This is a genomic window from Rahnella sp. AN3-3W3, from assembly GCF_003263545.1.
Lineage (GTDB): Bacteria > Pseudomonadota > Gammaproteobacteria > Enterobacterales > Enterobacteriaceae > Rahnella > Rahnella variigena.
In genome coordinates, this window is the sequence record NZ_JYDG01000059.1 from 19,271 (window position 1) to 43,998 (window position 24,728).

Here is a 24,728-nt window from a genome sequence, read left to right on the forward strand (position 1 = left end):
GAAGGTTGCCATATGATGAGAATAAATGACGGATTAGCGATGAAACTAGCGATTTTCCTTCAAAAAGACAAGTTTTCACAGGCGTATTAAGCGTGATCATCATTAGATATCTGGTTAGGGAAACCTTCAAGAGCCAATTTGCCATTCTGTTCATTTTGCTTCTTATCTTCTTCTGTCAGAAGCTGGTAAGAGTGCTCGGAGCAGCGGTTGATGGCGATATCCCAACAAATTTAGTCCTCTCTCTTCTGGGCCTTGGCGTTCCGGAAATGGCGCAGCTTATTCTGCCGCTCAGCCTGTTCCTTGGCCTGCTGATGACGCTCGGTAAACTTTATACCGACAGTGAAATCACGGTCATGCATGCCTGTGGTCTCGGAAAACGCTCACTGGTCATCGCTGCAATGGTTCTGGCGCTATTTACGTCAATCTTTGCTGGCGCGAACGCTATCTGGTTGAGTCCGTGGTCGTCCAAACATCAGGACGAAGTGCTGGCGGAGGCGAAAGCCAACCCAAGCATGGCCGCGATGGTCGAAGGCCAGTTCCAGCAGGCACAAAACGGCAATGCGGTTCTGTTCGTCGGCAGCGTGAAAGGCAAAGAATTCCATAACGTGTTCCTGGCTCAGCTACGTCCGAACGGCAATCAGCGCCCTTCTGTCGTTGTGGCAGATAAAGGGCACATGCTGCAGCGTGCTGACGGCTCACAACAAGTGATGCTGGACAAAGGCACGCGTTATGAAGGCACCGCATTGTTGCGTGATTTCCGTGTCACGGACTTCACCGATTATCTGGCGGTTATCGGCCATCAGACGGTGCAGCTTGACCCGAATCAGTCTGATCAGATGTCCATGACGCAACTCTGGAACTCTAACGAACCGGAAGCCAGCGCAGAGCTGAACTGGCGTTTAACGCTGATCGTATCCGTGTTTATTATGGCGTTGCTGGTGGTTCCGCTCAGCGTGGTTAACCCGCGTCAGGGCCGCGTTCTCAGCATGCTGCCGGCTATCCTGCTGTATCTGATTTTCTTCCTGCTGCAAACCTCGCTGCGCTCTAACGGCGCGAAAGGCAAGCTGGATCCGTTCCTCTGGATGTGGGGAACGAACCTGCTCTACTTTGCACTGGCATTGGTGCTTAATGCGTGGGATACCTTGCCGGTTCGCAAGATCCGGGCGCGTCTGAGAGGAGTTGCCTGATGTTTGGCGTATTAGACCGTTACATTGGTCGCACTATTTTCAACACCATCATGATGACGTTGTTCATGCTGGTGTCACTCTCCGGCATCATCAAATTTGTCGATCAGCTGCGTAAAGTCGGGCAGGGCGGATATTCTGCCGCCGGTGCCGGGTTATACACCTTGCTTAGCGTGCCTAAAGATATCGAGATTTTCTTCCCGATGGCGGCGCTGCTGGGCGCATTGCTTGGCCTCGGTACACTGGCAACACGCAGTGAACTGGTGGTTATGCAAGCCTCCGGTTTCACCCGTATGCAGATTGCTGCTTCCGTAATGAAAACGGCGATCCCGCTGGTGCTACTGACCATGGCGATTGGTGAATGGGTTGCGCCGCAGGGCGAACAAATGGCGCGTAACTACCGTGCGCAGCAGATGTACGGCGGTTCATTACTTTCCACGCAAAACGGTTTGTGGGCGAAAGACGGGCACGACTTTATCTATATTGAACGTGTGGCTGGTGAGAAAGAGCTGACAGGCGTTAACATCTATCATTTCAACGATCAGAACAAATTGCAGTCAGTCCGTTATGCCTCTTCGGCAACGTTCGACGGCGGTGAGTGGAAACTCTCTCAGGTAGATGAATCTGACCTGACGGACAACCTGCAGATCACCGGTTCTCAGACCCTGACCGGTGTCTGGAAAACTAACCTGACGCCGGACAAGCTGGGCGTGGTGGCGCTCGACCCGGATGCGTTGTCAATCAGCGGCCTGCACAACTACGTGAAATATCTCAAGCAGAGCGGACAGGAAGCAAAACGTTATCAGCTGAATATGTGGAGCAAAATCTTCTCGCCATTGTCTGTTGCGGTGATGATGCTGATGGCGCTGTCGTTCATCTTCGGACCTCTGCGCAGCGTGCCAATGGGCGTGCGTGTGGTGACCGGGATTTGCTTCGGTTTCCTGTTCTACGTACTTGACCAGATCTTCGGCCCGTTAAGCCTGGTTTACAACATTCCGCCTATACTGGGCGCACTGTTACCAAGCGGACTGTTCTTCGTCATCAGCATGTTCTTACTGCTGAAAAAACGATAACTCCGCAGCGCAGATAAACAAAAAGCAGGCTTCATAAGCCTGCTTTTTTTACGTCTGAAGATTGTCTGCCGGAGCGTCAGATCTCGTTATTACGCACCAGATCGGCGACCAGATCGTTCACGCCATCACTCATGTTCTTAAACTTGGTCAGTTCGCTGCGGGTGACCACCACGAACACACCTACACCGCGCTGCGGCACCATCGCGACATACGTGATAAAGCCGCCGCCGCCGCCGGTTTTCTGAATGATGCGCGGCAGCAACGGCGTTGGCGCCATTGTTACCCAGCCCATTCCCAGTGAGTCCGCCATGCCCGGCACATCCATCCCTTTAAGCGACACCAGATCTGAACGTTTGTAATACATCTTCTGCGCCATATCGGCGGTTGTGGTGCGTTGCCCGAGGAACTGACGCATCCAGCGGCCCATATCGGCAGGCGTTGAATAAAGACCGCCACTGCCCGCTGCTGCAATGGTGTTGATGCACGGACTCGGACGCAGGCCTTCCATCAGGCGCGAACACTGGCTGGCGTTTGGCGTCAGCGTGGTATCGATCATGCCCAGCGGCTTAGTGATTTGATCGCGCAGCAGTTGTGTATAAGGCTGATTAGCGGCTTTTGACAACGCATCGGAAAGCAGGTCAAACGCCAGATTGGAGTAAGACGCGCGGGCGCCCGGTGGCACGGTGAGTTTTGCGACGCTCAGCCAGGTCCAGCGATCGCTTTTCGTCGGCCAGGTAAAGACGGCACGATGCGCCGCTCCGCCCGGTTGCTCACGCGGCAGGCCGCTGGTGTGCGTAGCCAGATTCAGCAGCGTAATCGGATTTGTGCCGCTGTAAGCCGGCACGCGCGCACCGGCCGGAGCATATTTACGCAGCGGGTCATTAATGCTGACTTTTCCCTGCTGCGCCATTTTCACCAGCACTTCGCTGGTAATGAGCTTAGTCAGCGAGGCGATACGCACCACGGAGTCTTCACGCGGACGTAAATCGGAGCCCGGTTTTGTTTCCCCGAAGCTGCGGAAAACCTGCTGATTATTATCAACGACCACCAGCGCCATTCCCATTGCGCCACTGCCGTAAAAGATGTGTTCTGCATGGTCATCCACGACCTGCGACGCCAGACGCGCAGTAGTCTGCGCGTGGCTCCATAAAGGCGTACTGGCGAAGGCCAGCGCGAGGAGCGAAAGTGAGAGTTTTTTCAACAAGCTGGTATCCATCAACAGGGCAAGATCTATTCGTGATTTGTATACTAATGCGAAGTTTGAAAAACGGCACCGGAAAAACGCGGGCAAAACGAAGATTTTTGTCAGTAAATCCTCACTGCATTGCGGTGTATGACTGTTTTTTCAACACTTAAACCGAACAACACGGGATAACTATTGCGTGACCCGCTGGGCTGGGTATAATGCCCACGTTTTCCGCATACTACTTTCAGTGCCGAAGTGGCGAAATCGGTAGACGCAGTTGATTCAAAATCAACCGCCGCAAGGTGTGCCGGTTCGAGTCCGGCCTTCGGCACCATTAGTATGAAAATTAAGTCACCTGCGGGTGGCTTTTTTTATGCCTAAAATCCAGTTCCCGCAAGGCTTTTCCCCGCTTTTCTTTGATTCAACCTATATCAATTTGGAATGCGCCCGAGCCCGTAGACAAATCTGTTCTATATTTTGAACTTAGGATAGGTTTAGACGCATCACTTCATCAAATAGCTGAAGAAAATTTACTTTCCAGCGCCAACTCAGTCAATGCAATCATCCTTTCATAACGCATGATCAGTTGATAAAAGAATAATGATAGAAAGGATAAGACCATGTATCCGTAAGCAATGGCTGAAATCCAATTGTAGTTTTCCGGGATTTTTGTCAAAGCAGTAATGGTTGCGACAATGCCTGGGAGGATGCCCAGCTTATCGATAGGCCCTATCAGAAGATTCATTCTTTTCTCCAGGAATTCCCTTTCATTCTTAATCTCTAATAACCCTAACTGTAACTCCTCCGTTGTTAATTCCTTTAACAAAGGGAAAAACATTCCATCCACGGATAGCTCCGTTTTCACATTAAGGTTAAGAGATTCGCACAAGGGTAAAAGAAACGATCGTTTAATTTTCGAACGATATCGATAGGCCCTATAGATTTGAATGGCTGGGATTGTAAGGTAAAGTAATAATAGAAGGGAAAGGCCAGCTAATCCTAACCACACTACCTTTGTAAGATAATATAGAAATGCCATTGCTACAGACAAGAAACTCAAAGCCGAGATTATTAACAAAAATCGAAAATCTCTTTTGTACGTTTTCTTGTGGGATTTTCTTCTTCTTTCAGCAATTTCGATGGATTTTAATATATTGAGATATCTCATAATTATGACCAAATTTCCTTTTCAGTAAAAAATAAAATGGATACTAAACCCTCAACTTTTAAACACCTGACTCTGATGCCATTCAATAAACCTTTCCGCCGGCCAGTAAACTTTATCTTGCGGTAAATAAAGTTGTTTTCCGTCACGCTGCCAGAAAAGATGATCCACAACCGGGCTTCGGTTTACTCCACCGGAAATACGGATAGTCATATGCTCATCTATTCCTATCGCTCCCATATCAAAGGCTGAGTGATGAAGGGAACAGAGCGCCAGCCCGTTATTCACTTCGCACGGCCCGCCGTATTGTTTCCAGCGGATATGCGCCGCTTCCAGTCCTACAAGTGCGCCATCCAGCCGCAAATCGTAGCCACAGATAGCACAGCGTGAGTGATAAGCCCGAAGAACAATCTCCCTGAAACGTGGATCGCGCGCTTTCATCAGAGACGTAAAATCAAATCCAAGACGGTCTGCGAGAAGTATCTGGAGGCTTTCCGGGAAACGCTCTGTCATGATCTGCTGGGCCAGCTTGTTAATCATTTCCGGCGCTTCACGAAGGATCTGGTAGCTGCTTTCGTCAAAACCACCCGATACATGATTCTCAATCAGTTCACGTTTTGTCGGCTGGATGTTGCCCTTGCGTGGCTTACAACATTCAGTATTTTCCAGTGTCCAGAATCCGTCAGTCCTCAACCGCCAGAAAGGCATATTAGGATAGTAGTCGCGACGCTTAGGGCCGAAGTCCGCCAGCAATTTTGTCAGCGGCTCGTGGATCTCTTGCCCATAGTGGAAGAGCCGGGAATGGCCTCTCAGGTATTGAGATAGAACATAAAGCAACAGCAGAGGTTTATGCGGCGCGCACTGGTCGCCGTTGCGCCAGACTGCCACATTGGAAATTGCTGTTTGCAGTGCTTTACGAGAGGTCATAGCTGAAGTTTAACAGGTTGAAGTTATTGCGATCATGCTCGCAAAGAATAGGTAATTCAACGCTCTTACGTTAAAAACTATGCGACGCGTCACGGGTGCGTTCTGACAGAATATCATCTGTCCAAAAGAGGTTCCCGGTGTGCTGGAATGCTTTCCACCCGCCAGTTAACCGCATAAAAGAGATAAACATTCAGAGGGCGTTTGCCTTCTTTAGTGGTCGCTTCAATCAGGTGGCCAGGGGCGATTGCCGGGAAAATGGCGGTTGAGAATAATGCGGGGGGGGGGCGCCTTAGTGAATTCGTGAAGGCAGCAGAAGAGTTAAGGAGAAAGTAGTAAATCCGGGTTAGGGCCTGGAGGGAGAGTCGGTGAAAAAGGAGTGGGGTCTCATGCCATAACGGCAGCATTGACAGGCGGCCTTTAGGATTTGTCGGCGAGGCCCCAGAAACTAATGCGCCAGCCATTCCTGGCCGACGTCTTCTTTTACGCCTGTAATTCAAGGGAATAGCTGTCTTCCCGGCCTTAGCATTCTATGGAAATCTACCTCATCAATCCACATCAAGTGCTATCAGTGAATGTCCGGGATTTCATCTTATTTTCTATGCCGCCAATAACAGAATATCATCGCTTTCGGCATTGATTACCTGGGTCAGTTCAGGACGCTTCTCTGCTAATATCAGCAGGTTTGTCTGATACTCAATACCTGAAATACGCTCTTTTCGGTAATCGAGGAAAGAACGTATGCTTCCGGCATTGTGTTGAGTCAGTGCATGTATCGTCTCTGGCGATGAAGTTAATGTCTCAACGATAGTTTCATTAATTTCCAGCCAGTCGTTTTGCATTTTTTGCATTGTCTCTATGGCGTATTTGGGCGCATTGATTTTTTGCTGAATATAGCTCAGGCACATTCCGAGATGCATAAAGCGTTCCTGAAGCAGGGATAATTCAGGTAATGAAGTGAAGAAGGTCGGATCATTTGCTGAACGAGCGCAATTTTTTAAAATCAGGCTGGTAAATTCGTACTGCTCATTGAAAGGACGTATCAGTGTTTTAAGCTGTTCGTAGTCATTCATCTCAACAAATTGTCGGGCAGTGGTGATGACAGCATTAAAACGGGCGGTCTGCTGGAATGAGGCCTTCAGCTGGGCATCTAAGGCTAATGAAAGTAGCGTGTCAAGTTTCTCAGTATGCGTATGCAGAATGGACTCGATATTATTAAGTTTCTTACAGACGATGGCGAAGCCAGCAGCTGATACGGCCAGGTTAAGTCCGGCAAGTGCAATATTGGCATACTGAAGATTTTGCAATGTCCCGAGAGAATTTTGCAAGGTGTCAATGCCGCCCTGGATATTGGAAAGTGACGATTTCAATTTCTCTATACTTTCTGCCGTTTGCTCTGCATTACCTGGAAATTTCAAATGAGCAATAATACTTCCCGCCTTGTCATTCCCTTTTGTAACGCGAATAACACCACCATAAATAGCATAAAGCCCGGTCTTGAGGCCTTCCAAAATTTCTGGTGATTGTTGGAACGTACGGTAAAGAACTTCTGGAATCACAGACATTTTTTAAGCTCCTGGCAAAATTTATCAGTTTCCTGCCTGATATAGGCCTGACGGATACACGCAATACGTATCACCGCGGGAAGGGTGATACGAAAGGCGGGCCCCGTGAGATCATAAGTGACCCAGGCAGCCGAAATGACTGCTGCTATCGGGTTCATCATTGCAGGAGCGCGGATCGCAATCGCTTTTCCAATCAGGGGGATCCCCGCTTTCGCTGCCACATTGAGTGCCGGAACCATCGCCGAGTTGACCAGCCGGGAAAGTGTATAGGGTCCGCAAGTGGAGTAAAGCCAGGAGACTAAATCAGCTGTCTTCCCCTTTTTCAATAATTGTTCAAGTTGCTGGTTATCAAACTTACAGTTATGCGCATTAAATAACGCCTCGATTTCTTCCTTACTCTTTCCTTTAAAAGAGGTAGTCAAAATTTGTTTGATAATTAACTCCTCAATATCGCAGACTGAAGCATTTTTGGGAACTTTCACCCCCATTTTTTTGGCGACATCCGTGGCGACAGCAAGGTAAGAGGGTTGAGATGTTGAACGGAATGCATTAACCACGGTGTTTCCGCCAAACGCACAAATTTCACGCGCTAAATCCGCACTAATAATGTGAAGTGCTCTGCGTCTTTGGTGTGCCAGAATATTTTTCTTACTGTTTTCAGTCAGTGCCAGACGACCTTTTCCTGAGTCAGTAATGATATCAGCCAGTTCAGAAAGTTGTGCAGGTGAAGCATAACGCAACAACTTATCAAGTGAGAGTGTCTTATTAATCAGAGGTATAGATTGTTCTGAACTCACTTTACTCTTCTCCCTAAAAAATGAAATGACGTGATACTTCGTGTGTTTTTAAACTGACCTTATTTAAGCCGCGCCATGGCGCTCTGGAGCAGGGCATTACTCTGAGCATGATGTGACTCACTGTTTTCAAGCATTGATACCGATGTATTTAAAGCCTGTCGCGACTGTATTGGGGCTTTAATACGTGCCATCACGGCAACCGTGTCACGATATCCCTGGTCAATCCATGAGTCGATGTTTTCAGCCGTGAATCCCAGCAGGTCCTTCATTCCTCCGAGTACGCCTTCGTTACGGCTTAGTGAAGTTTGTGGCCGGATTTCCAGGACTGTGGTATCTGGAAAATGATGGCGATCCCATAATGAACCGTCGCTCAAATGCGTGACGATCACCATATTACAACCGGCATCAACCAGCGGGGTGACCGGCGTATTACCCTGCAAGGTTGCCCATCCACCCATCCCACCATCACTGTAGTGCTTGCCGTTAATGTCGCGGGATTGAAACAGCAGCGGCAGTGCAGCTGAGGCCAACAGGGCTTCTCTTTGCAGGGTTTGAGGTAAGGCCTGAATCAGTTGGAACTCCGAATCTTGTGTTTTACCTACACCAAATTCAGCCAGTGCGCAGCTTATAATATCGGAGAAGCCTCCCTCTGTGGGATAGAGCGAAGCATATAACGGTGTTCCGCTGGCTAATGCATCGGGATCCAAAAACTGGTTCATCAATTCTATTAACGGTTGGTCAGATAATAGAGATTCATCGTCCTGCAGAGCAGAAAATGATCTTATTCCCAGACCGTTTATCAGAGCACCCAGTAATGTTCCGGATTTACTAAGCAAGGGCGAAAGCCCCATTGCGAGGCCATATTGCGTCAGTAACCGCAGATAAGCCGATTTATTGAATTTAAGCACCTCATTAGTGCCCAGATGGTGCCATATCTCACCCATTCGGGCTGCACCTTGTTCCAGCGAAGCGGAGGATGAAAGAATGGCGCCATTCAGGGCACCGATGCTGGCACCGGCTATGCAGTGAATTTCCGTGCCGGACTCTGCAAGCGCCCTGATAACCCCAACCTGATAAGCGCCAATAGCTCCGCCGCCAGACAGCGCCAGGCCCACTTTTATGGGTTGATTCATTTCAGGTCCTCGCTAAACACTTCGTCGAACATCGCGTCTGCAATGCGTTCTGCCGAACAAATTCGGGGCATCCTGATGGGCAGCGTTTCATAGGATTGAGTAACGGCCCAGCTAATCGGATGACTCTCTTCCTTACACCAGTTAGCCATCCAGTTAATGACCGCAGGCCAGGCTGTGTCTTGTACTGCGCCAGCCTGCCACGCCAACCAGTTACGGACGTCATGACGCGCATTGGGTTTTGTCCCGAAATCCAGAGCCATCTGGGCCAGCGCCCTGTTTTTCAACATCTCAATAAATTGTTCAGCCTGTTTTGCTTCAGCCTGTCGGATAACATCGCCAAAAGCTCCCCAGCGCAATTCTTCAAGTGCCACGTAGCAACGCCCGGCCAGCGGAAGCGCGGCATAACGTCCTGCACTCCAGTTAGAGAAAATACGGTCTAGATGCAACTGACCCTGTTGAAGGCTATCGACGCGCTGGAGCTGCTCTTCCAGTTTACCTACGCGTTGGTTAACGTGGCTGGCAAGCTCACGTAACTGTTCACGTGTGTCGGCGGAATATTCCGCAATTTTCGCCGTATCCTGCGACAACGCATTAACGCGTTCGTTGACCCGCGACACGGCTAAATTGGTGCCTGCCAGTGATGACGTCAGCTCGGTGAGCCAGGTAAGGGATGCCTGTATTCCGTCGTTAAAAGAAGCGTTTATCGCCTGTTGTCTTGCAGCTGATTGTCCACTCATGCCCTCTTTAATTCGCTGAAAGAATGACCGGTTTTGCGAGCTGCGCAGATGATCGTTTACAACATCAATACCGTTAGCAAAATCGACAACGAATTTTTCAGGAATACACTCAAGTACCTGGCAGGCTTCAATATCAGCAAAAGTCTCTTTAAAAAGTGTCATCAGAGCAGCGCCTCCAGTTCTTCTTTCAGCGCTTTACCGTCGAGTATCATTTCCGGCGTCAGCTTCTGCAATTCATGTAAACGTTCTGTGAGCTGTTCCTGCTGCTGCTTGTCACTTTTGTGATCTTCTGTACTTTGGATCAGAGTATTGCGGAGTTGCTCAACTTTACTTTTAAACTGCTGAAAGAACAGGTCGATCTCAGCAACGATGGGGTCGTTGATTTCTTCCTGAATAATTTTATTGAGTTGTTCGAAATGTTCCTTCCTCTGAACTTTTACTGCTGCTTTTATTTTATTGATATCAACCACTGATTTGACAACCTCCACACTGTAGTCCTCCCAACCCCAGTCGTTGGTGCTAAACCATTTGCATACAGATCCCCACATACTACTGGAGCGGCGATAATGCGTTTCTTTGAACGATTTTTCTTCTAGCAATGTGGTCATACGACTTCTGACAGACAAAGGAGCCTGCAGGTTTTTAACCTGGGGGAACGAGATCTTAATTGAGAATCCATCCTCTTCCAGGCGTGAATTGATCTGGTTAGCAATATTATCTATCGCTCTTAGCGCGTTACCGTGGAAACTCTCTTCAATCCCGGCAACAATATCCGTCAGGGTCGGCTTGATGTCCCCCTCGATTTCATCCAGAAGAGACATGACTGAATTTTCAATTTTAGCTACAAAGGCTTCCGCTGCAGCACGCTCTGCAAATGTCACTACTGGATTATCAGGATCAAAGTCCCTCGTTACCGGTTTGGATCTTTTCGCCAATACCCTGGGAAATTTGCCCAGTGAAGATTCACGTTTTTTTAGCTGCGAAGATTCAATCTCTTCTTTTTCCTGACGTTTACCGTCACGGAAATAATGTTCGATTTGCCCGTCCAGTTTTAACTGAACCTGTGTCATCAAAGCTTCAGATTCCTGTTTGACCCGCATCATGGAAGCAGTAACTTCTTTATCTACCGATTTCTGGCAGCAATTAACATTTTCGATATCAGTAAGCAGATCATTAATCTGTTGCTGCAATGTAGTAATACTCGCCCTAAGTCCCTGATGGCGCACAGACAGGTATTCTTGGGCGTTTTCAGCGTTTTGCACCAGTTTTGATGCAGCAGAATCCACGGCTAAGGCAGCTGCTTTAGCATGCGCTGCATGAATGACTTCAGTGATCAACTTATCAAACAGCGAATGGCGCCAGATCTTTTCAGCACGGTTCAGGCTCTGGACTTTATCCTGCAGGTCGCTTTCATCCCACATTTGTCCATAAGCCAGTTGGGCAAAATCCTTTACCCATTCTTCACTCATTGGTAGCGCATCAGAATGGCTAAGGACGTTTCGGGCCCGGTTGGCGAGGTATGCCTGGCGGGAAGAGCCCGGATAAACCTGCTCTGCCGTCAGAACGTCACCATCGAGCATTGCCGGAACGTTTTGCTTAACCGTCGGTGCGTCATCGCTGTTACGATCTTTCTGATCGAACTTATTCACCAGAATAAACAGGCGTCCGGCAGCCACTTCGGCAATTGCATTAAGTTCTTTACGCACATTCTGGTCGGCCAGAGAATTTAACTGGGTGTAATCGAGAACGGCCAGAACCGCGGAAGCTTTCCGCAGTTGATCTCGCATCATCGCCTGCAAATGTGGCTGGCCTGCTTCGTTTGGCCCCGGGGTATCGAGCAGGGTTAACGTGCCCTGGCTGTCATCCATACTGGTCAGGTGGCTAAATTCCACTTCAATAACCGGGAGTTCATGAAATTCATCATAGGCATCAAAAGGGAATTCGACTTCAAGTTCGCTGGCAAGGCGCACAAGGTCGTTGAGATGGGTCAGACAGGAGAAAATTTCTTCCTCATCAAGATAGGTATCTTTCAACCATTCAACATTGCGGGTGATGGCCAGTAATTTTTTCTTCTCACTGTCCTTTTCCAACTGACGAACAAGATGTTTACCTTCTGGTGTGCTGATTTTCTTATTTAAATCAATCAGAAGGTTATGCAGGGCGTCAGTATTATTTAGCTGTAAATCCGGGATAAGCTTACCCGGCACATGGCGAATCAATGTCGGTATTGACGTCATCGGACGATTACGATTGGGCAGAATCTCTTTACCAACAATGGCATTAATGGTGGTGGATTTTCCCGCTTTCATGGTACCGACGACGGCAAGCACGATCTCTTTACGGGCGATTTTTAACCGCTCACCCTCAAGTTCTTCAACTCTTTTCTCTGCCTTATGCCGGGCAAATAACTGCCCCTGGTCATTGGCTAATACTTTCGGTTCGTTAATCATCTTGTGCAGCAATTCAATATTTAACTGCAATAGCCGTCCGGCTTCATCACAGAGTAAAGCAACATTGTTCTCGTGCATGATCATCCTTATTAAAATGTAGAAAGTTCGGTCCCTGACGTCTGGCATTGGTGTTAACTCACAAGGTCTAAACGGCAGAAGAAAAATTTACAATTTGATTATTAGTAACGGCACACGCCTGAAAACCTTCAGGCTAATTTATCAGTCAGATAATGACGGCCTTCTGTTTTGGTTCAGGGGAGAAAAGTTCGGTGCAGCATCAATCACTGACTGCATATTTTCCCGGTTCCCGACATTGTCCTGAAGCGTGTTGACTGAAAAGGGATTGCCATGTAATTGCGCACGAAGGTTATCCCAACGCTGGTTCAGAACTTGCCAGTTCCGCTCGTCGTAAGTGCCTTTGAAGATAACCGGCATAAAATCGATGGTCGGTAACGCATCGCCGCGTTCTCCAGCGTTCAGTGCTTCCTCAAGTTTTTTCTGCCAGAGGCTGTTCAACCGATCGACCCGGCCAATCTGTTGCTCTACCACGCCAGGGTTCCATTCCGGATGCAGCATGATTACCGTTTTGCAGGCCAGATGCAGGTTTAGTCCCTCTCTGGCGACCAGCGATTGAGCGACAAGAACAGAAGGGCGGCTGTATTGGCGGTTGAAGGCCAGATTAATCAAGTTGCGACTGGCTGCCGAGGTTTGTCCATTCATCAGGCGTGCATAGTCACTTTCGCGACGGCTGTACTCTTCATGGAGCCAGTCCACAACAACTTGCCAGCGTAGCTCCGCAAATTGACTCTCCCCGTCGACTTCTTCGTCACTCTCGGGGTTATCACGATCACGCGTTGCATTAACGATATCGGTAAAAACGTCTGCCAGGCGCGCAGGGGAGCGTCGTTCTTCAGCTGTCCCGGTCAGCGAGTAAATAGCCCTGGCAACGATGACCAAATCTTCATTACCATCGCGACGGGGGGCACGTTGCTTAAAGACGTTAAACAGTGTTTTCACACTCTGGCTTTCGCAGGTCGATAATCCCTCATCTAGCCGTAAAATCAGGCTATTGCGAAATGCGATACGGCTGTTATCTAGCTCTTTGTATTGACTGGCAAGTTGTGCATTGATGTCCTTCTGGCTGGCCTCGCCGTCATATAACTGACGCCAGGCGCATTGAACGGCAGGCCACTCGGACACTGGCAACTGTTCATGTGGCCAGTAATTTTGTTTTGACTCCAGCGTTCGCAACATTTCGCGTGCATTAAGTAACTGTACCAGTGCGGTCATTGGTCGGGTAAACCGGCCAAAAACCAACACTTTTTCATCGCGAGAGCAAACCTCCTCTACGGCTTCAACCGCAGCCAGGATTGCAGGATGGGTAAAGAGGGGTGTTTCTTCACCCGTACTTAGAATGGGGGTGAGTTGGCTCTGCCACCATTTGGCACGTTGTTGGCGCTTATCCGCGTGCGCCCTGGTTCCCGGTTCAGTGACTTCTTGCTGAGCCGTTTCGAACGGAGGCATAACGTCTTCCTCCGGAGCATTCAACAGCGTGGCGATACCATGCCCGTTGCCAACCGTCAGTCTAAGTCGTTGCGCTGCGCTGTCTTCGTGCATCTGGGAAACAAACGACAGCGCTTCAGCGGCGCAGATCGCCTGTCTCCAACTCATCGGCAGTGAGAAGGTATCCACCACGATCTCTTTCTTACGACGATAGGGACGGGTTGAGTGCTGATGGAATTTTTGTACGGACTCGTCTTCGCGTTTGTCACGACGCAACAGATACGGCGAAAGTGCCTGCTCAAACGCAGCGGAAGCCTGGTAATACTTCTGTTGTGACAGGCTGTTTGCATAGTTTTCCCTGATGTCTGCGACGGCGGCCTGGTAATGTTCTATTGCCTGAATGGCTTCGGGAGAACTGACCTCAATCCGGGCCAGCATTTGTGTCCATTGCTGGCTGTCGAGTTCAATGGGCGTTGCGCTGACGGCCAGTCGTCGGGTTTCACTGGCAGGCTGAATGATATTTTCCAGCAAACGATTCAGGCTGCTGCTTTGTCCCCGGCTTTTGTGCGCTTCATCGACGATAACAAGTTCAAACGTCCCGAGCCCAAGCCCCACACTGGTTTCAAGATGTTCGCGTTGTGTTGAATACACGCCAAAATCTTTATCTGACAGAGCTTTATCCCAGTCGATTTTACGCGTCAGCGATTTCATCTGTTTTCTGGCTGGATGTGCGGCGGGCAGACGACGTATCGCCGCGCTGATTTTTTTAGCAGCAAGCTTGAGATGAGGTTCGGTTAATGAAGGGCAATCACATTTTTCAGACCACCGCCAGCAGAGTTCCGGGAGCAATCCCCAGCGCCATGGATGACTATTTTCGCCCAGTCGCCAGTTCGCCATGGCGTGGGAAACAATCAGACAATTTTCCTCAAACCAGGGGGCGGATGGTATGTCCGTTTCCCACACACTCATATATTGCTTAAGACTAAGCAGCGGTGCGGAAGGGGTGACACCTACCGTTTTTAGCTCCTCCCGCCAGTTGGCCGCCAGTCCACCCGGAATCAAAACGGCGACTCTGCCGCCTGCCGCAATGACGCAACGGGAAAGTGCTGCGGCGATGCGGGTTTTTCCCATACCCACTTCATCCGCCAGGATAATGCCATGATGTTCAATGCGATCGGCAATTGCCAACAAGGCTGCTTTTTGCCCGGCATTAAGCTCTACCTGTTCCTGCGTAACCAGTTCGCGTAATAACTCAGTGACGACTGGCCAGCCCTGAAAGTTATTCTTCATTTACACTCTCCGAAATTGCGCAGGGAATCAACACCCCATGCTTGTTCAATACGCATCAGCATCTGCAGATAATCCTGTCCCTTATCACTCTGATCGTCTTCGGCATACACTGGCCGGAAAGGTGCTTCTCTCAGCGGACTGAGTGGATTGATACCAAGATCCATAAAGCGGGTGATATCTCCATTGTCGCTTACCTGAATCAGTGCCTGTTCGAGACTACGGCACCAGTAAAGCCACTGGCTTTCAGGAAGCGTGGTCTGGCGCTCGGCAATACCTTCGATTAACGCCATTACCTGTCTGACCGGCTGAGAAGAGACCGGCTGGTCGTCAGAATTTATCGTGAAAGAACCCGCTGTTGAGGTTGTCAACATGCTGGTTGGATCAGCAAAATCCACGTCGGGTGTGTGAGGAAAACTGGATAGCTGCCAAAGTACTTCTTCCAAATCGAGCGGCCGCAAAGGCGTTGCGGCAATGCGGCCAAGCGCATCAACAACGGGAATTTTTGCACTCTGTGTCCCGTTATCTGCCGGCCAGGCAATGTCCACCCAGCGTGGCATTTCGCCCTGCCATAGAAACCCCTGCGAAACCAAGGGACAGGAAGTTCCGCCAGGCGCGAAAGCGGTGATGTTATTCTCAGGGGATCCAGAGTAATGAAGGGTACCCTGACCGTCTGCAAGGGGTGTCCATTTGAGCCAGGTTATGGGCGGTGCAAAGTAGGGAGTGCGTTCCTCCATCTCCTGTCCCGCCTGAAGGGGCATTTGCAGAGCATCACAATCAATCTCTGACTGGATGGGTAGCAACCATGCCAGGGTTTTTTCGGGAGCCAGCTTCCCAGCCGCGGTTCTCGCCAACCGTTCCGGTGCAAAAAATACGCCGGCTTCGAGATTTCCCACGCCTGTTATCATTCGCTGCATAAAGCCAGGCCCGGTAAGATTTCCTGAGCCCATATAAAGCCAGCACTGAGTCAGCGTATCGCTGACATTGCGGTAGTTAGCACTGAAAATAAATTTGGCATGTAGGGTGCGTTCAGTCTTTGCCAACTGAGAAGGGGGTCTGACAGTGATATGTTGTTCTCTGAGCGTTGCCACATTATTGGCAACGCCTGACAAGCCTCAGGATTAACATAGAGATCAATTTCCGGTTTTTTTGTTAATAAATCGTCGTCCTGTAAAAGCTGGACAATTTTCTGTGGCACCAATGATTTGTCGCCTTTACCCCCTTCATAGAAACCGGAACCCATCGCAAGATAATTTCTCTTTCCAGCAATGGCAGGCTGTTCCAGCCAGGATTTCAACTGATTAAAGAGTGACCTTTTGCGGTTGTCGACCAAACGGGGTTTACCGTCGGCATATTGTCGACATACGTTAAGCCATGCGTTGACATCCAGCCGCGCCAGCCCTCCGGTCGTTAGCCGGTCATTTATTTCTAATGACAACAGGCTGGTGTCACACCAGGAGGAGATATCCTCAAACAAATTTTGCGCGGCACGAAAATCTGCACAACTTTGTTGAATATCCTTGGTGACGTTCTCCAGTGCTTCACTGGAGAGATCCAGGCACCAGACCAAATCAAGGCTTTCAGTCAGTGTCTCTTTTGTCCAGTTTCCGGTGCTGACGACCAGTCGTAATCGCCAGGCATCTTCCGGTTGGTCAGGCTTAAATCCCAGCAGAGCGACTTTCGCATGAAGTAAATTCAGCGGTGGAGCTGCTTTCATCTGGCAATGTAATACGCCGGGGACATCAACGGTGGAAATGGGCTTATTTCCGGCATCAAGAAAGAGTGCCAGCTTTATTTGCCCGTGATGAGCTCGCGCAGCCTGATTAAGGCAGCTAAAGCGATCCACTGCATTTTCCAGAAAGTCATCCGTTGCTGAATAACCGCATAGCCAGCCAAAATGCCCCTTATAACCCTCAGGCGCATCAAAATAGTCGGCCAGGGAGGGAGGCAGTTTTGAGAAATCAGCCATTATTCATTTCCTTCTTTAACCAATCAGCCAGTTTGCCATGTAGATCAAGGTTGAGCAGGAACAGATTGCGGATCCGCCAGGATATTGATGCAGGCCAAAAACCGGAGGCCTCTTCGGCATATTGTTCTTCACCCTCGGGGTTCTGAGCAGATTGAGAGACCCCGTTATCAAAGGCCGGGCCAGGTTCAATCAGGTCGCCCTTTAGCTTGAGAATATGACCGTCACGGCTGACCAGTGCGTGCAATAAAGCCACAGGTTCCAGGGTACATTCGCTGCAAAACTGGTTTGCAGCCGCATCACTGTGTTTCAAATCCAAAAATGCTTGTGCGTCAAGTCTCAGCCTTTCAGCCGTGTCACTGATTGCAAGTGGAAGTTTCTGATGCAATGAAAGAGCAGAGCCACGCTGAGACATTTCATATTCCAGAAGATCCAGTAGTGCGAGTGCCGTGTTTTGTGTTTTGAAGAAATAGGCACCCGCCTGTAAGTCGTGCCAGTGAACTGACGAAATTTCGTCAGGGCGGTCTTTCCAGCTCAGTGGTTTAGGCGGGGACTGACGCAAACGGTCCATCCATCGCAAGGCGTCCCTGCGACGCTTGCTATCCTCGTCGTTGCCAGCATTTTCCAGCTGGTGTCGTATCAGCAAGCAGGCATCTTGCGATAAGGAGATTAATGGCGAATTGATGGTTTTTGGCGGCTTTCTGTCAGGTGAGCTGATCCATTTTTTCAACTCAGCCATTTGCGGCGTTTCAAGCCTGACAAGTTGTTCGCCCACCTGACTGCATTGAAAGGCGTTAAAATTACGCTGAGCATGAACAAATCCCAGTGCGGGCAGTGCTTCAATCGTACTCATACGCATCGGGATGGTGACGTAGAAAGCGCGTCTTCTTGCGGCGTTAAAGGTCAGGCGGTTAGGTTCTAATCTGCGAATCTTACGGATGCCACGAAGGCGACGATCCCGGTTCTTCCCTTCATTCTCCCGAAAGCCCTGCCAACAGCAAAGCGCTTCAATGGCATTCGCGGCTTCGATATTGCTGACGTCTTTGCCCAGCTGAGATGCTATCGCCACCCCCTGTAACGCCATCATCAGTTGGCGCCCAAACCAGACGCCGCCCAAACCTGGCACAGCCCGATGATGGAAGCGCGCAACAATTTCGCTAAGTTGTAAGGTACGTGTTCTTCTAACGGAAGGTACGGTTGCAGGCGCGCAAAGACCCCAGGTAATTTTGTTCAGAGTCATTCTGCGGTGCTTCCTTCCACAACAGGCTGCCGTTGAACGTTACTGACGGCTTCCCCAAAGGCGGCTAAAAACCACTTAAGCATGGCGCTGTCTACCACTGTGGCGGAGAATTCCAGGCGTTGATTGCCGATTTCCCGATGGGTTTGATCCAGTGACAGCGGTGATTCAATCAGATGGAGTCCGGCGGTACGGTCAATTTCAAACGTCAGATATATCTGGTGACCCTCACCAAAACCAAAGCGACCATCATCATCATATTTTTTCAGGTTAAATTCGGCAGGGCGCACAAAGGTGAATGTGCTGATGCTGGCTGCCAGAATACGATTTAGCGCCAGACTCCGTTCGTTGTTATACCCTTCAAAACGGCAGACCAGATACATGCGGGGCCCCTGCTGTGCCAGGCCCAGCGGCATCACTGAGTTTTCACTCTCTTTGCCACTCGCATTACGGTAGGTGATCTTCAGCCAGCGGTTGAGATAGAGAGCTTCGCTTACCGATTCAAAAATACCTTCCGCTATCGGGGGAGGCAGCAAAGGCTGACTGGTTGCCACGACCCTGACCTTGTCCGGCCACTCCGCCTCGAGCCGCCCGGTTCCAATGTCGTGGAGATTTCGATGAGCCTGAGTAAAAAAGCCCGTCATTGATCTTATTAACCTGCTGGGCAGAATCGGCTTGAGGTGTGCTTCGGCCATGGCCAGAATCAGAGATTCCTGCGGCGTTAGCATGGGAAGGGAAACGCCTTTTGATCCCTCTAACCAGCGATATCCATACGGGCGACTGCGTAAGTCGCATTCAATATCAAAATGAGTGCAGAGCATTTCCAGATGACGCTGGATGGTGCGCAAATCGCGCTCAATTCCCGCATGAAGCAATTGTTCATGTAATTCTTTGGCGGTGGTTTTCCTGCCGCGCGGAATCCGTCGTAACAATTCAAGAGCAAGCAGCGTTGTTTCTATTGTTTCTGGTCGTTTGGCCATGGTTTATTCCCTTTTCGGTCCATACGAAACTGATTAATGCATAAACCCAATTGCGACGTCTTCTCGTTTTTTTACCCGGCATTCCGCTTTAAGAGCGGTAACAAATGCATTAGCGGATGTCAGTGGTTTGAATGCATGTTGGCGTGATACGACGGAAAAATCCCCAGGCGTCAACAAGGACAATCTCGCTAATTCATTGATAGCAGAAGGTGAGGGCTCACCGAGTTTCAGTTGCTTGCAGTAAAGATTCAGTAGCGCAACTGCCTGATTATCAGACATAAAATTAAAGCGAATTTTCAGGTCAAAACGGCGTAATGCTGCTGCATCCAGCACATCGAACCTGTTCGTGGTGGTAATAAAAATTCCGTCGAAATGTTCCATCTGGCTGAGCATTTCATTGACGCAACTGATCTCCCAACTTTGCCGGCACTCTTCCCGGGCAGTGAGAAAACTGTCCACCTCATCAATGAGTAGCACGGCGTTATCCCGTCGGGCCTGCTCAAAAGCCGCGGCAATATTCTGCTCGCTTTCACCGACATGCCTGCCGAATAGCTGTGACGCTTTTTTTTCAATCACGGGGAGCTTCAACTGTTCTGCCAGCCAGTAAGCCCAGGCGGTTTTACCTGTACCTGGGGGGCCATAAAGACAAAAGCGGGCTGAATCGGCAGGTGACAAGGAAGCGGCAATCTCGCCAAGCGGGCAGTCACTGTTAATGAATGCCATGTTATAAAATTCAGATGATTTGACTTTAGTTTTTAGCTTTATCGGCAAATGTCCCTGAGCCTTTAGGGTGCTATTAATTAAAAACATTAAATAATGAGTATGCCTCTCTTCATCCAGTTTATCTTTGATGGAATGCAAAATTGTCCCGGCTCGATTTACAACGGCAGGTGCCAGATAGGGGATGTTGGCCAGTTGTGAAATATCATTATTCGAGAGCGTTGCACCACAAGCTTCACGCAGAATCGTTTCCCGCTGTACCCGGGGAGGGGCGGTTAATTCTAAAACGATATCAAACCGGCGGATGTATGCGGGGTCCATTTCGCGGATCTCATTAGAGACCCAAAGGGTGGGCACCCTGTTTTCTTCAAGCAGGCGATTAACCCACGCTTTTGGCACGGGCTGGGGCGCCGTTGTTAGCGAACCCTGGCTTTCACTAAAAACATCTTCTGCTTCGTCGAGCAGGATGAGTGCTTTTTCCCCACCAAAAAATCGTTGCGCTGCCCGCCATGCGCGAAGACGACGACTGCCATTGATGGGCCTTGCAGTTTCATTTTCGCTGGTAACTTCATAAATCTCGCTGTTTAACTCTTCTGCCAGCAATCGGCAGAGCTGGCTCTTACCCGTTCCCGGTTGCCCATAAATCAGGATATTCACACCGATACGACTGGATTGAAAAGCATAATGAAGCCACTGCCTCATCACATTGATCGCTGGAATATGCTGGTAATCTTCAAATTTAAGATGCGCTGGTTCACAGCGGGAAATCATCCCCCCCAGTAGCCTGGCTGGATCTGTTTCACCCGCAGACAGACGTTCATAAAAGGTCGGGGAAAATGGCTCGAGTTTATTGCGTAATGTATAGGCGCCATTGGTTTCCAGATTCACAAGACCGGTTTTTGTTAATACGCTTAACGGTCCTAATGCGAAGCGGACATCGTCCTCCGTGAGATCCAGTACTGCAGCCAGAGCCCTGTAAACTTTGGCTGAAGTCATCGCTCCAAGGTAGTCAGCGGTATCATCAAGCAGTTGCTCTTGATGGAGTTGCAAAGTGAATTCCAAAATTAAGCTTTCAGCTGGACTGAGTCCAATTCGGCGGGCCAGGCTCTCTAATGCCTGCTGAAATTCAGTAGACTTCGTCATCGGGATCTGTCGTTCAAGCTCCGCATGACGCAAACGTAATACCCCCAGTATTGATTGCTGTAACTGATGATTGAACTCCTCATCTTCATATTTAGTCAGGTTCAGATATCCAGCCAGAGGCTGATTGTTAAATCCGTGCTGAGTCATGAATTGCTTATGCGCACCTAACCGGAAAAAAAGACGTAATATCCACAGTTGCAGAGTGTTATCGCGTTCGAATGACTTAATAAGTTCAGCATTTTGAGTGTTTTTCATGTTATTCCCCTTTGAAAATCTTATTTTCTCCATGGGCGTGACAAGTTGTGTCGCAATGTATTCTATTTAATTTTGTTTAATATATGAGCATGGTGAGACACACTCTGTCGCAGGCTTGTGTTATGGGGTGAGAGAGATAAGGTGAATGGCTCGGATTACGGGGATGCTTACACTTACACCACCTTTTACAACTGATTGACTGTATCCAGAGGATGGAAATCGCTGATTTTATAAATGCTAAAGCCCGTGAGGATGAGAACTGTCATCTGAGGCAGTTTTCCCAAAGCGAAGACTGGTAGTTCAGGCTCATAATTGGAGGTTTTGATAGGACTCAGGCTGCTGTCACATAAATGTAATATCTCCGAATGATAGTAAAATTTGAAACTTGCCGATTTTTTACGTCAAAAAATCATTCGCAACTTCAAAATAACCCACTAAGGGGAGAGGGATGTTATTTACGTTTCTGTGAACTATCACGTTAACTGAGAAATCAGTCGCGGTTATATCTGTATTTACACAGAGCCAGGGGGGGGGAAGTAGCAGACAAATGTAATCGCTATTCTGCTATCACAAGGTTTAGAGTGCCCGAAGCTGTAAACCACCATAGAGATAATAATCTAAATATAGAAATGTACAGACGGGCAGGGGCGTTGACATTTAATCAGACTGGATTTATTAACGCTAAATATAGATTAAACACTCGTTTCATGCCCATCAGTATCTTCCTCTTATTTTTTATAAGGTTTAGCAAACCAAACCAATAAAGTGAGTGTAAGAAAAACATAAGACGAAACAGAGAATATTTCATTCGCAGAAATCAGCAGTGATTGCTGAGTAATGGTCTGATTAATGTATTCAAGCGCCTGAGAAGTGCTTAATCCTGCCGTTTTTAAATTGCTGATATAATGCTCAAAAACAGGATTGGCAGAATTAATATTTTCTGTTAACTGGGCGTGATGCACCGATTCTCTCCGGCTCCATAACGTCATCGTCAAAGATGTCCCTACAGAACCTGACAGAGTGCGCAAAAAATTACTCAGGCTTGTAGCACTGGCCAATTTATCGTAAGAAAGTCCTGCTAAAGATATTGTTGTTAAAGGCAGAAAGAAGCACGCAACCGCGAACCCTTGTATCAACTGCGGCCAAATAATTGACGTAAAATCGATCGTCGGCGTGAAAGTAACAGAACGCCAATGATAGCATATGAAATAGACCGTAAAGCTGAATGTAACCAGCAGCCTCATGTCTATGTTCTTATTGTAGCGACCAATGAGTGGAGCGATGATCAGTGGCATTATGCCTATCGGTGCGTAAGCTAAACCAGCCCAAACTGAAGTATAGCCATATACACTCTGTAAAAGTTGAGGCATCAAAACAATAGCACCGGAATAGATAAGATAGGCGCAAACAATACACAAAATGGCGATGCTAAAATTCAGGGATTTGAAAAGACTTAAGTCAACCAAGGGGTTTTTATCTTTTATTTCATGCAGCACGAATAAGGGCAAAGTCACAACGCAAATTATTGTGAGCGTCACAATCGTGGAGGAGCTAAACCAGTCAAGGTCTTTGCCTTTATCCAGCATTATTTGCAGAGACCCCACTCCCAATACCAGCAGGCTTAGTCCAATCAGATTGAGTTTCACTGGCTGAGTGGCAGTTTCCCGGCCCTTCAGTAAGAAAGAACAAACTAAAACTACCGCGATACCCATAGGGACATTAATAAAAAAGATCCATCCCCAATGGTAATTATCGCAAATATAGCCCCCGAGAATAGGGCCAAAAATCGGGGCGATGATAACGGTCATAGACCAGATAGCTAAAGCGTAGGTGCGTTTCTCCGGGGGATAATTGCGCAGGAGCAGGCTTTGAGATAACGGAATGAGGGGGCCTGCGACTAATCCCTGAATGATACGAAAGAAAATCAGCATATCGAGACTGGAGGCCACTCCGCAACAAAACGATGTCATGAAAAAGAGTGTGACAGACATTAAAAAAAGACGTCGTTCTCCTAAACGCAACGAAAGTCGCCCCGTGACAGGAATCGAAATAGCATTCGCCACACCAAAAGATGTAATAACCCAGGTTCCTTCATCGGAAGAAGCGCCCAATGACCCGGAAATCGTTTGGATCGCCACATTCGTTATTGTTGAGTCGAGCATTTGCATAAAAGTCGCCATTGCCAGCGCAATAGTGACAAAAATTAAGGTGCTGCCTTTCAGCGGCGGGAGTACTGATGATGAACACGCCATTATTGTGCCCCGTTTCGCGCAATAATCCCGGTGATCACACTTTCAATTCCCCGTGTTTCGACCACAAGCGCCTTACTGCTCAAGGCGGGGGTTGAGATAACATGTTTTGAAAGTGTTTCATCACCCACCTCATTTTGACCGCTGGAATAGAGCTTCGCCGTCGTGGAGAGACCAATTCGCAAGGGATGTTCAAGCAGTTGCGCTGGATTGAGTGCGACCCGCACTGGTACGCGCTGAACGACTTTAATCCAGTTACCTGTGGCATTTTGCGCAGGCAGGAGGGAGAAACTACCTCCAGTTCCCATATTTATCCCGGTGACATGTCCTTCATATGGGACGTCATCTCCGTAAATATCACTGATAATGGTCACTTTCTGGCCTAAAGAAACGCCGCTAAGCTGGGTTTCTTTGAAGTTTGCATTAACCCACATTTGTTCAACAGGAATGACTGACATCAACGTTTGCCCGGCAGAAACAGTCTGACCAACCTGCACATTTCTTTCTGCGATATACCCTGTCACCGGGCTGCGGATCACCGTACGTTGCAAAGTGATCCATGCCTCTCGGACGGCATCTGCGGCCTGCAGAACCTGCGGTTGTTCATTAATGGGCGTATCAAGCAACAATGCTTTGCTGGCTTTATATTGCTGAATGGCTGCATCTAATGCTGCTTTTTGGGAGGACATCTTATTTCGATAATGTTCAAGCGCCATTCTGGCAATCAATGCATCACGGCTCAGTCCGTTTTGACGCTCGTAATCAGTTACCGCCTGGCTGTACGCAATTTTTGCCTGCCTGACATCTGCTTCAAGCTGGTCATTCTGAAAGGCAAGCTGTTGTGTTTGCCGGACAACATACGCCAGGTTATGTTTAGATTTTTTATAAGCGAGTTGTGCATCGGTATCATCAAGAACCGCCAGCACATCACCTTCCTTTACAAATTCGGTGTCAGTATGGTTAACCGTAATGACACTTCCATTAATGAGCGCTGATACCGGATTTATGTTTCCTGCTACATAAGCATCATCCGTGGTTTGCACGTTTCCGAGTAAGAGATATCTATATGCTAAGGTCACGAGGGAAATTGTTATAATCATAATAATAATGCTAGTGATGACTATTTTTTTATTCTTAAAATCTATTTTCACCGGATATATCCACAATTATTTCT

18 protein-coding genes and 1 tRNA gene are annotated in these 24,728 nt (G+C 48.6%); 3 read left to right on the forward strand and 16 right to left on the reverse strand.

The window, feature by feature from the left end:
* Nucleotides 1–92 precede the first annotated feature (92 nt).
* The gene (lptF, locus tag UC15_RS16520; RefSeq protein ID WP_112289447.1) at nt 93–1,187 is read left to right on the forward strand and encodes an LPS export ABC transporter permease LptF; all 1,095 of its coding nucleotides are present in this window, start codon (nt 93–95) and stop codon (nt 1,185–1,187) included.
* On the forward strand, nt 1,187–2,257 hold the full coding sequence (lptG, locus tag UC15_RS16525; RefSeq protein WP_112289448.1) for an LPS export ABC transporter permease LptG: 1,071 nt from the start codon (nt 1,187–1,189) through the stop codon (nt 2,255–2,257). The genes lptF and lptG overlap by 1 nt, the downstream gene beginning before the upstream one ends.
* Before the next feature lie 76 nt (nt 2,258–2,333).
* Here the strand turns inward: lptG and ampH are convergent, their stop codons facing one another.
* Nucleotides 2,334–3,473: a D-alanyl-D-alanine-carboxypeptidase/endopeptidase AmpH gene (ampH, locus tag UC15_RS16530; protein ID WP_112289449.1), complete on the reverse strand. Its 1,140-nt coding sequence runs from the start codon at nt 3,471–3,473 to the stop codon at nt 2,334–2,336.
* A 219-nt stretch (nt 3,474–3,692) separates the two neighbouring features.
* On the opposite strand from ampH, the gene UC15_RS16535 reads away from it, so the two are divergent.
* Nucleotides 3,693–3,777, forward strand: a tRNA-Leu gene (locus UC15_RS16535).
* Nucleotides 3,778–3,954: 177 nt separating this feature from the next.
* Here the strand turns inward: UC15_RS16535 and UC15_RS25675 are convergent.
* From UC15_RS25675 to UC15_RS16610, 15 genes are all read right to left on the reverse strand, one after another.
* Nucleotides 3,955–4,290 (reverse strand): hypothetical protein, encoded by a 336-nt coding sequence (locus UC15_RS25675; RefSeq protein ID WP_157960994.1) that lies wholly within the window; start codon nt 4,288–4,290, stop codon nt 3,955–3,957.
* 372 nt (nt 4,291–4,662) lie between these two features.
* Nucleotides 4,663–5,535 (reverse strand): phosphorothioated DNA-binding restriction endonuclease, encoded by an 873-nt coding sequence (locus UC15_RS16545; protein WP_112289451.1) that lies wholly within the window; start codon nt 5,533–5,535, stop codon nt 4,663–4,665.
* A gap of 596 nt (nt 5,536–6,131) precedes the next feature.
* Nucleotides 6,132–7,097, reverse strand: coding sequence for a hypothetical protein (locus tag UC15_RS16550; RefSeq protein ID WP_112289452.1), 966 nt, complete (start codon nt 7,095–7,097; stop codon nt 6,132–6,134).
* Nucleotides 7,088–7,894 carry a hypothetical protein gene (locus tag UC15_RS16555; protein WP_112289453.1) on the reverse strand — a complete coding sequence of 269 codons (807 nt, stop codon included), beginning with the start codon at nt 7,892–7,894 and terminating at the stop codon, nt 7,088–7,090. The genes UC15_RS16550 and UC15_RS16555 overlap by 10 nt, the downstream gene beginning before the upstream one ends.
* Nucleotides 7,895–7,953: 59 nt before the next feature.
* The gene (locus UC15_RS16560) at nt 7,954–9,027 is read right to left on the reverse strand and encodes a patatin-like phospholipase family protein (RefSeq protein ID WP_112289454.1); all 1,074 of its coding nucleotides are present in this window, start codon (nt 9,025–9,027) and stop codon (nt 7,954–7,956) included.
* Nucleotides 9,024–9,926, reverse strand: a complete 903-nt coding sequence (locus tag UC15_RS16565; RefSeq protein WP_112289455.1) for a diguanylate cyclase regulator RdcB family protein — start codon at nt 9,924–9,926, stop codon at nt 9,024–9,026. Before UC15_RS16565 ends, UC15_RS16560 begins: the two co-directional genes overlap by 4 nt.
* Nucleotides 9,926–12,292, reverse strand: a complete 2,367-nt coding sequence (locus tag UC15_RS16570; protein ID WP_112289484.1) for a dynamin family protein — start codon at nt 12,290–12,292, stop codon at nt 9,926–9,928. The genes UC15_RS16565 and UC15_RS16570 overlap by 1 nt, the downstream gene beginning before the upstream one ends.
* 141 nt (nt 12,293–12,433) lie before the next feature.
* Nucleotides 12,434–15,007, reverse strand: coding sequence for a DEAD/DEAH box helicase (locus UC15_RS16575; protein ID WP_112289456.1), 2,574 nt, complete (start codon nt 15,005–15,007; stop codon nt 12,434–12,436).
* Nucleotides 15,004–16,047: a hypothetical protein gene (locus UC15_RS16580; RefSeq protein WP_198659719.1), complete on the reverse strand. Its 1,044-nt coding sequence runs from the start codon at nt 16,045–16,047 to the stop codon at nt 15,004–15,006. The genes UC15_RS16575 and UC15_RS16580 overlap by 4 nt, the downstream gene beginning before the upstream one ends.
* Nucleotides 15,972–16,973 (reverse strand): hypothetical protein, encoded by a 1,002-nt coding sequence (locus UC15_RS16585; RefSeq protein WP_112289458.1) that lies wholly within the window; start codon nt 16,971–16,973, stop codon nt 15,972–15,974. Before UC15_RS16585 ends, UC15_RS16580 begins: the two co-directional genes overlap by 76 nt.
* Nucleotides 16,966–18,210 (reverse strand): hypothetical protein, encoded by a 1,245-nt coding sequence (locus UC15_RS16590; RefSeq protein ID WP_232829923.1) that lies wholly within the window; start codon nt 18,208–18,210, stop codon nt 16,966–16,968. The genes UC15_RS16585 and UC15_RS16590 overlap by 8 nt, the downstream gene beginning before the upstream one ends.
* The gene (locus UC15_RS16595) at nt 18,207–19,187 is read right to left on the reverse strand and encodes a YafY family protein (protein ID WP_112289459.1); all 981 of its coding nucleotides are present in this window, start codon (nt 19,185–19,187) and stop codon (nt 18,207–18,209) included. Before UC15_RS16595 ends, UC15_RS16590 begins: the two co-directional genes overlap by 4 nt.
* A gap of 33 nt (nt 19,188–19,220) precedes the next feature.
* A complete protein-coding gene (locus UC15_RS16600) occupies nt 19,221–21,305 on the reverse strand; it encodes an ATP-binding protein (protein WP_112289460.1) in 2,085 nt (694 codons plus the stop codon).
* Nucleotides 21,306–22,033: 728 nt separating this feature from the next.
* Nucleotides 22,034–23,557, reverse strand: coding sequence for a DHA2 family efflux MFS transporter permease subunit (locus UC15_RS16605; RefSeq protein WP_112289461.1), 1,524 nt, complete (start codon nt 23,555–23,557; stop codon nt 22,034–22,036).
* The gene (locus tag UC15_RS16610; protein WP_112289486.1) at nt 23,557–24,654 is read right to left on the reverse strand and encodes an HlyD family efflux transporter periplasmic adaptor subunit; all 1,098 of its coding nucleotides are present in this window, start codon (nt 24,652–24,654) and stop codon (nt 23,557–23,559) included. Before UC15_RS16610 ends, UC15_RS16605 begins: the two co-directional genes overlap by 1 nt.
* Nucleotides 24,655–24,728: the final 74 nt, after the last annotated feature.

Excerpts from the sequence above, each read along its gene's own strand:
- UC15_RS16550 (WP_112289452.1), bottom strand. The coding sequence starts at position 7,097 with ATGTCTGTGATTCCAGAAGTTCTTTACCGTACGTTCCAACAATCACCA.
- UC15_RS16545 (WP_112289451.1), bottom strand. The coding sequence starts at position 5,535 with ATGACCTCTCGTAAAGCACTGCAAACAGCAATTTCCAATGTGGCAGTC.
- UC15_RS16600 (WP_112289460.1), bottom strand. The coding sequence starts at position 21,305 with ATGAAAAACACTCAAAATGCTGAACTTATTAAGTCATTCGAACGCGAT.
- UC15_RS16565 (WP_112289455.1), bottom strand. The coding sequence starts at position 9,926 with ATGACACTTTTTAAAGAGACTTTTGCTGATATTGAAGCCTGCCAGGTA.
- UC15_RS16590 (WP_232829923.1), bottom strand. The coding sequence starts at position 18,210 with ATGACTCTGAACAAAATTACCTGGGGTCTTTGCGCGCCTGCAACCGTA.
- UC15_RS16610 (WP_112289486.1), bottom strand. The coding sequence starts at position 24,654 with ATGATTATAACAATTTCCCTCGTGACCTTAGCATATAGATATCTCTTA.
- UC15_RS16570 (WP_112289484.1), bottom strand. The coding sequence starts at position 12,292 with ATGCACGAGAACAATGTTGCTTTACTCTGTGATGAAGCCGGACGGCTA.
- UC15_RS16595 (WP_112289459.1), bottom strand. The coding sequence starts at position 19,187 with ATGGCCAAACGACCAGAAACAATAGAAACAACGCTGCTTGCTCTTGAA.
- UC15_RS16585 (WP_112289458.1), bottom strand. The coding sequence starts at position 16,973 with ATGGCTGATTTCTCAAAACTGCCTCCCTCCCTGGCCGACTATTTTGAT.
- UC15_RS16605 (WP_112289461.1), bottom strand. The coding sequence starts at position 23,557 with ATGGCGTGTTCATCATCAGTACTCCCGCCGCTGAAAGGCAGCACCTTA.
- UC15_RS16560 (WP_112289454.1), bottom strand. The coding sequence starts at position 9,027 with ATGAATCAACCCATAAAAGTGGGCCTGGCGCTGTCTGGCGGCGGAGCT.
- UC15_RS16575 (WP_112289456.1), bottom strand. The coding sequence starts at position 15,007 with ATGAAGAATAACTTTCAGGGCTGGCCAGTCGTCACTGAGTTATTACGC.
- lptG (WP_112289448.1), top strand. The coding sequence starts at position 1,187 with ATGTTTGGCGTATTAGACCGTTACATTGGTCGCACTATTTTCAACACC.
- ampH (WP_112289449.1), bottom strand. The coding sequence starts at position 3,473 with ATGGATACCAGCTTGTTGAAAAAACTCTCACTTTCGCTCCTCGCGCTG.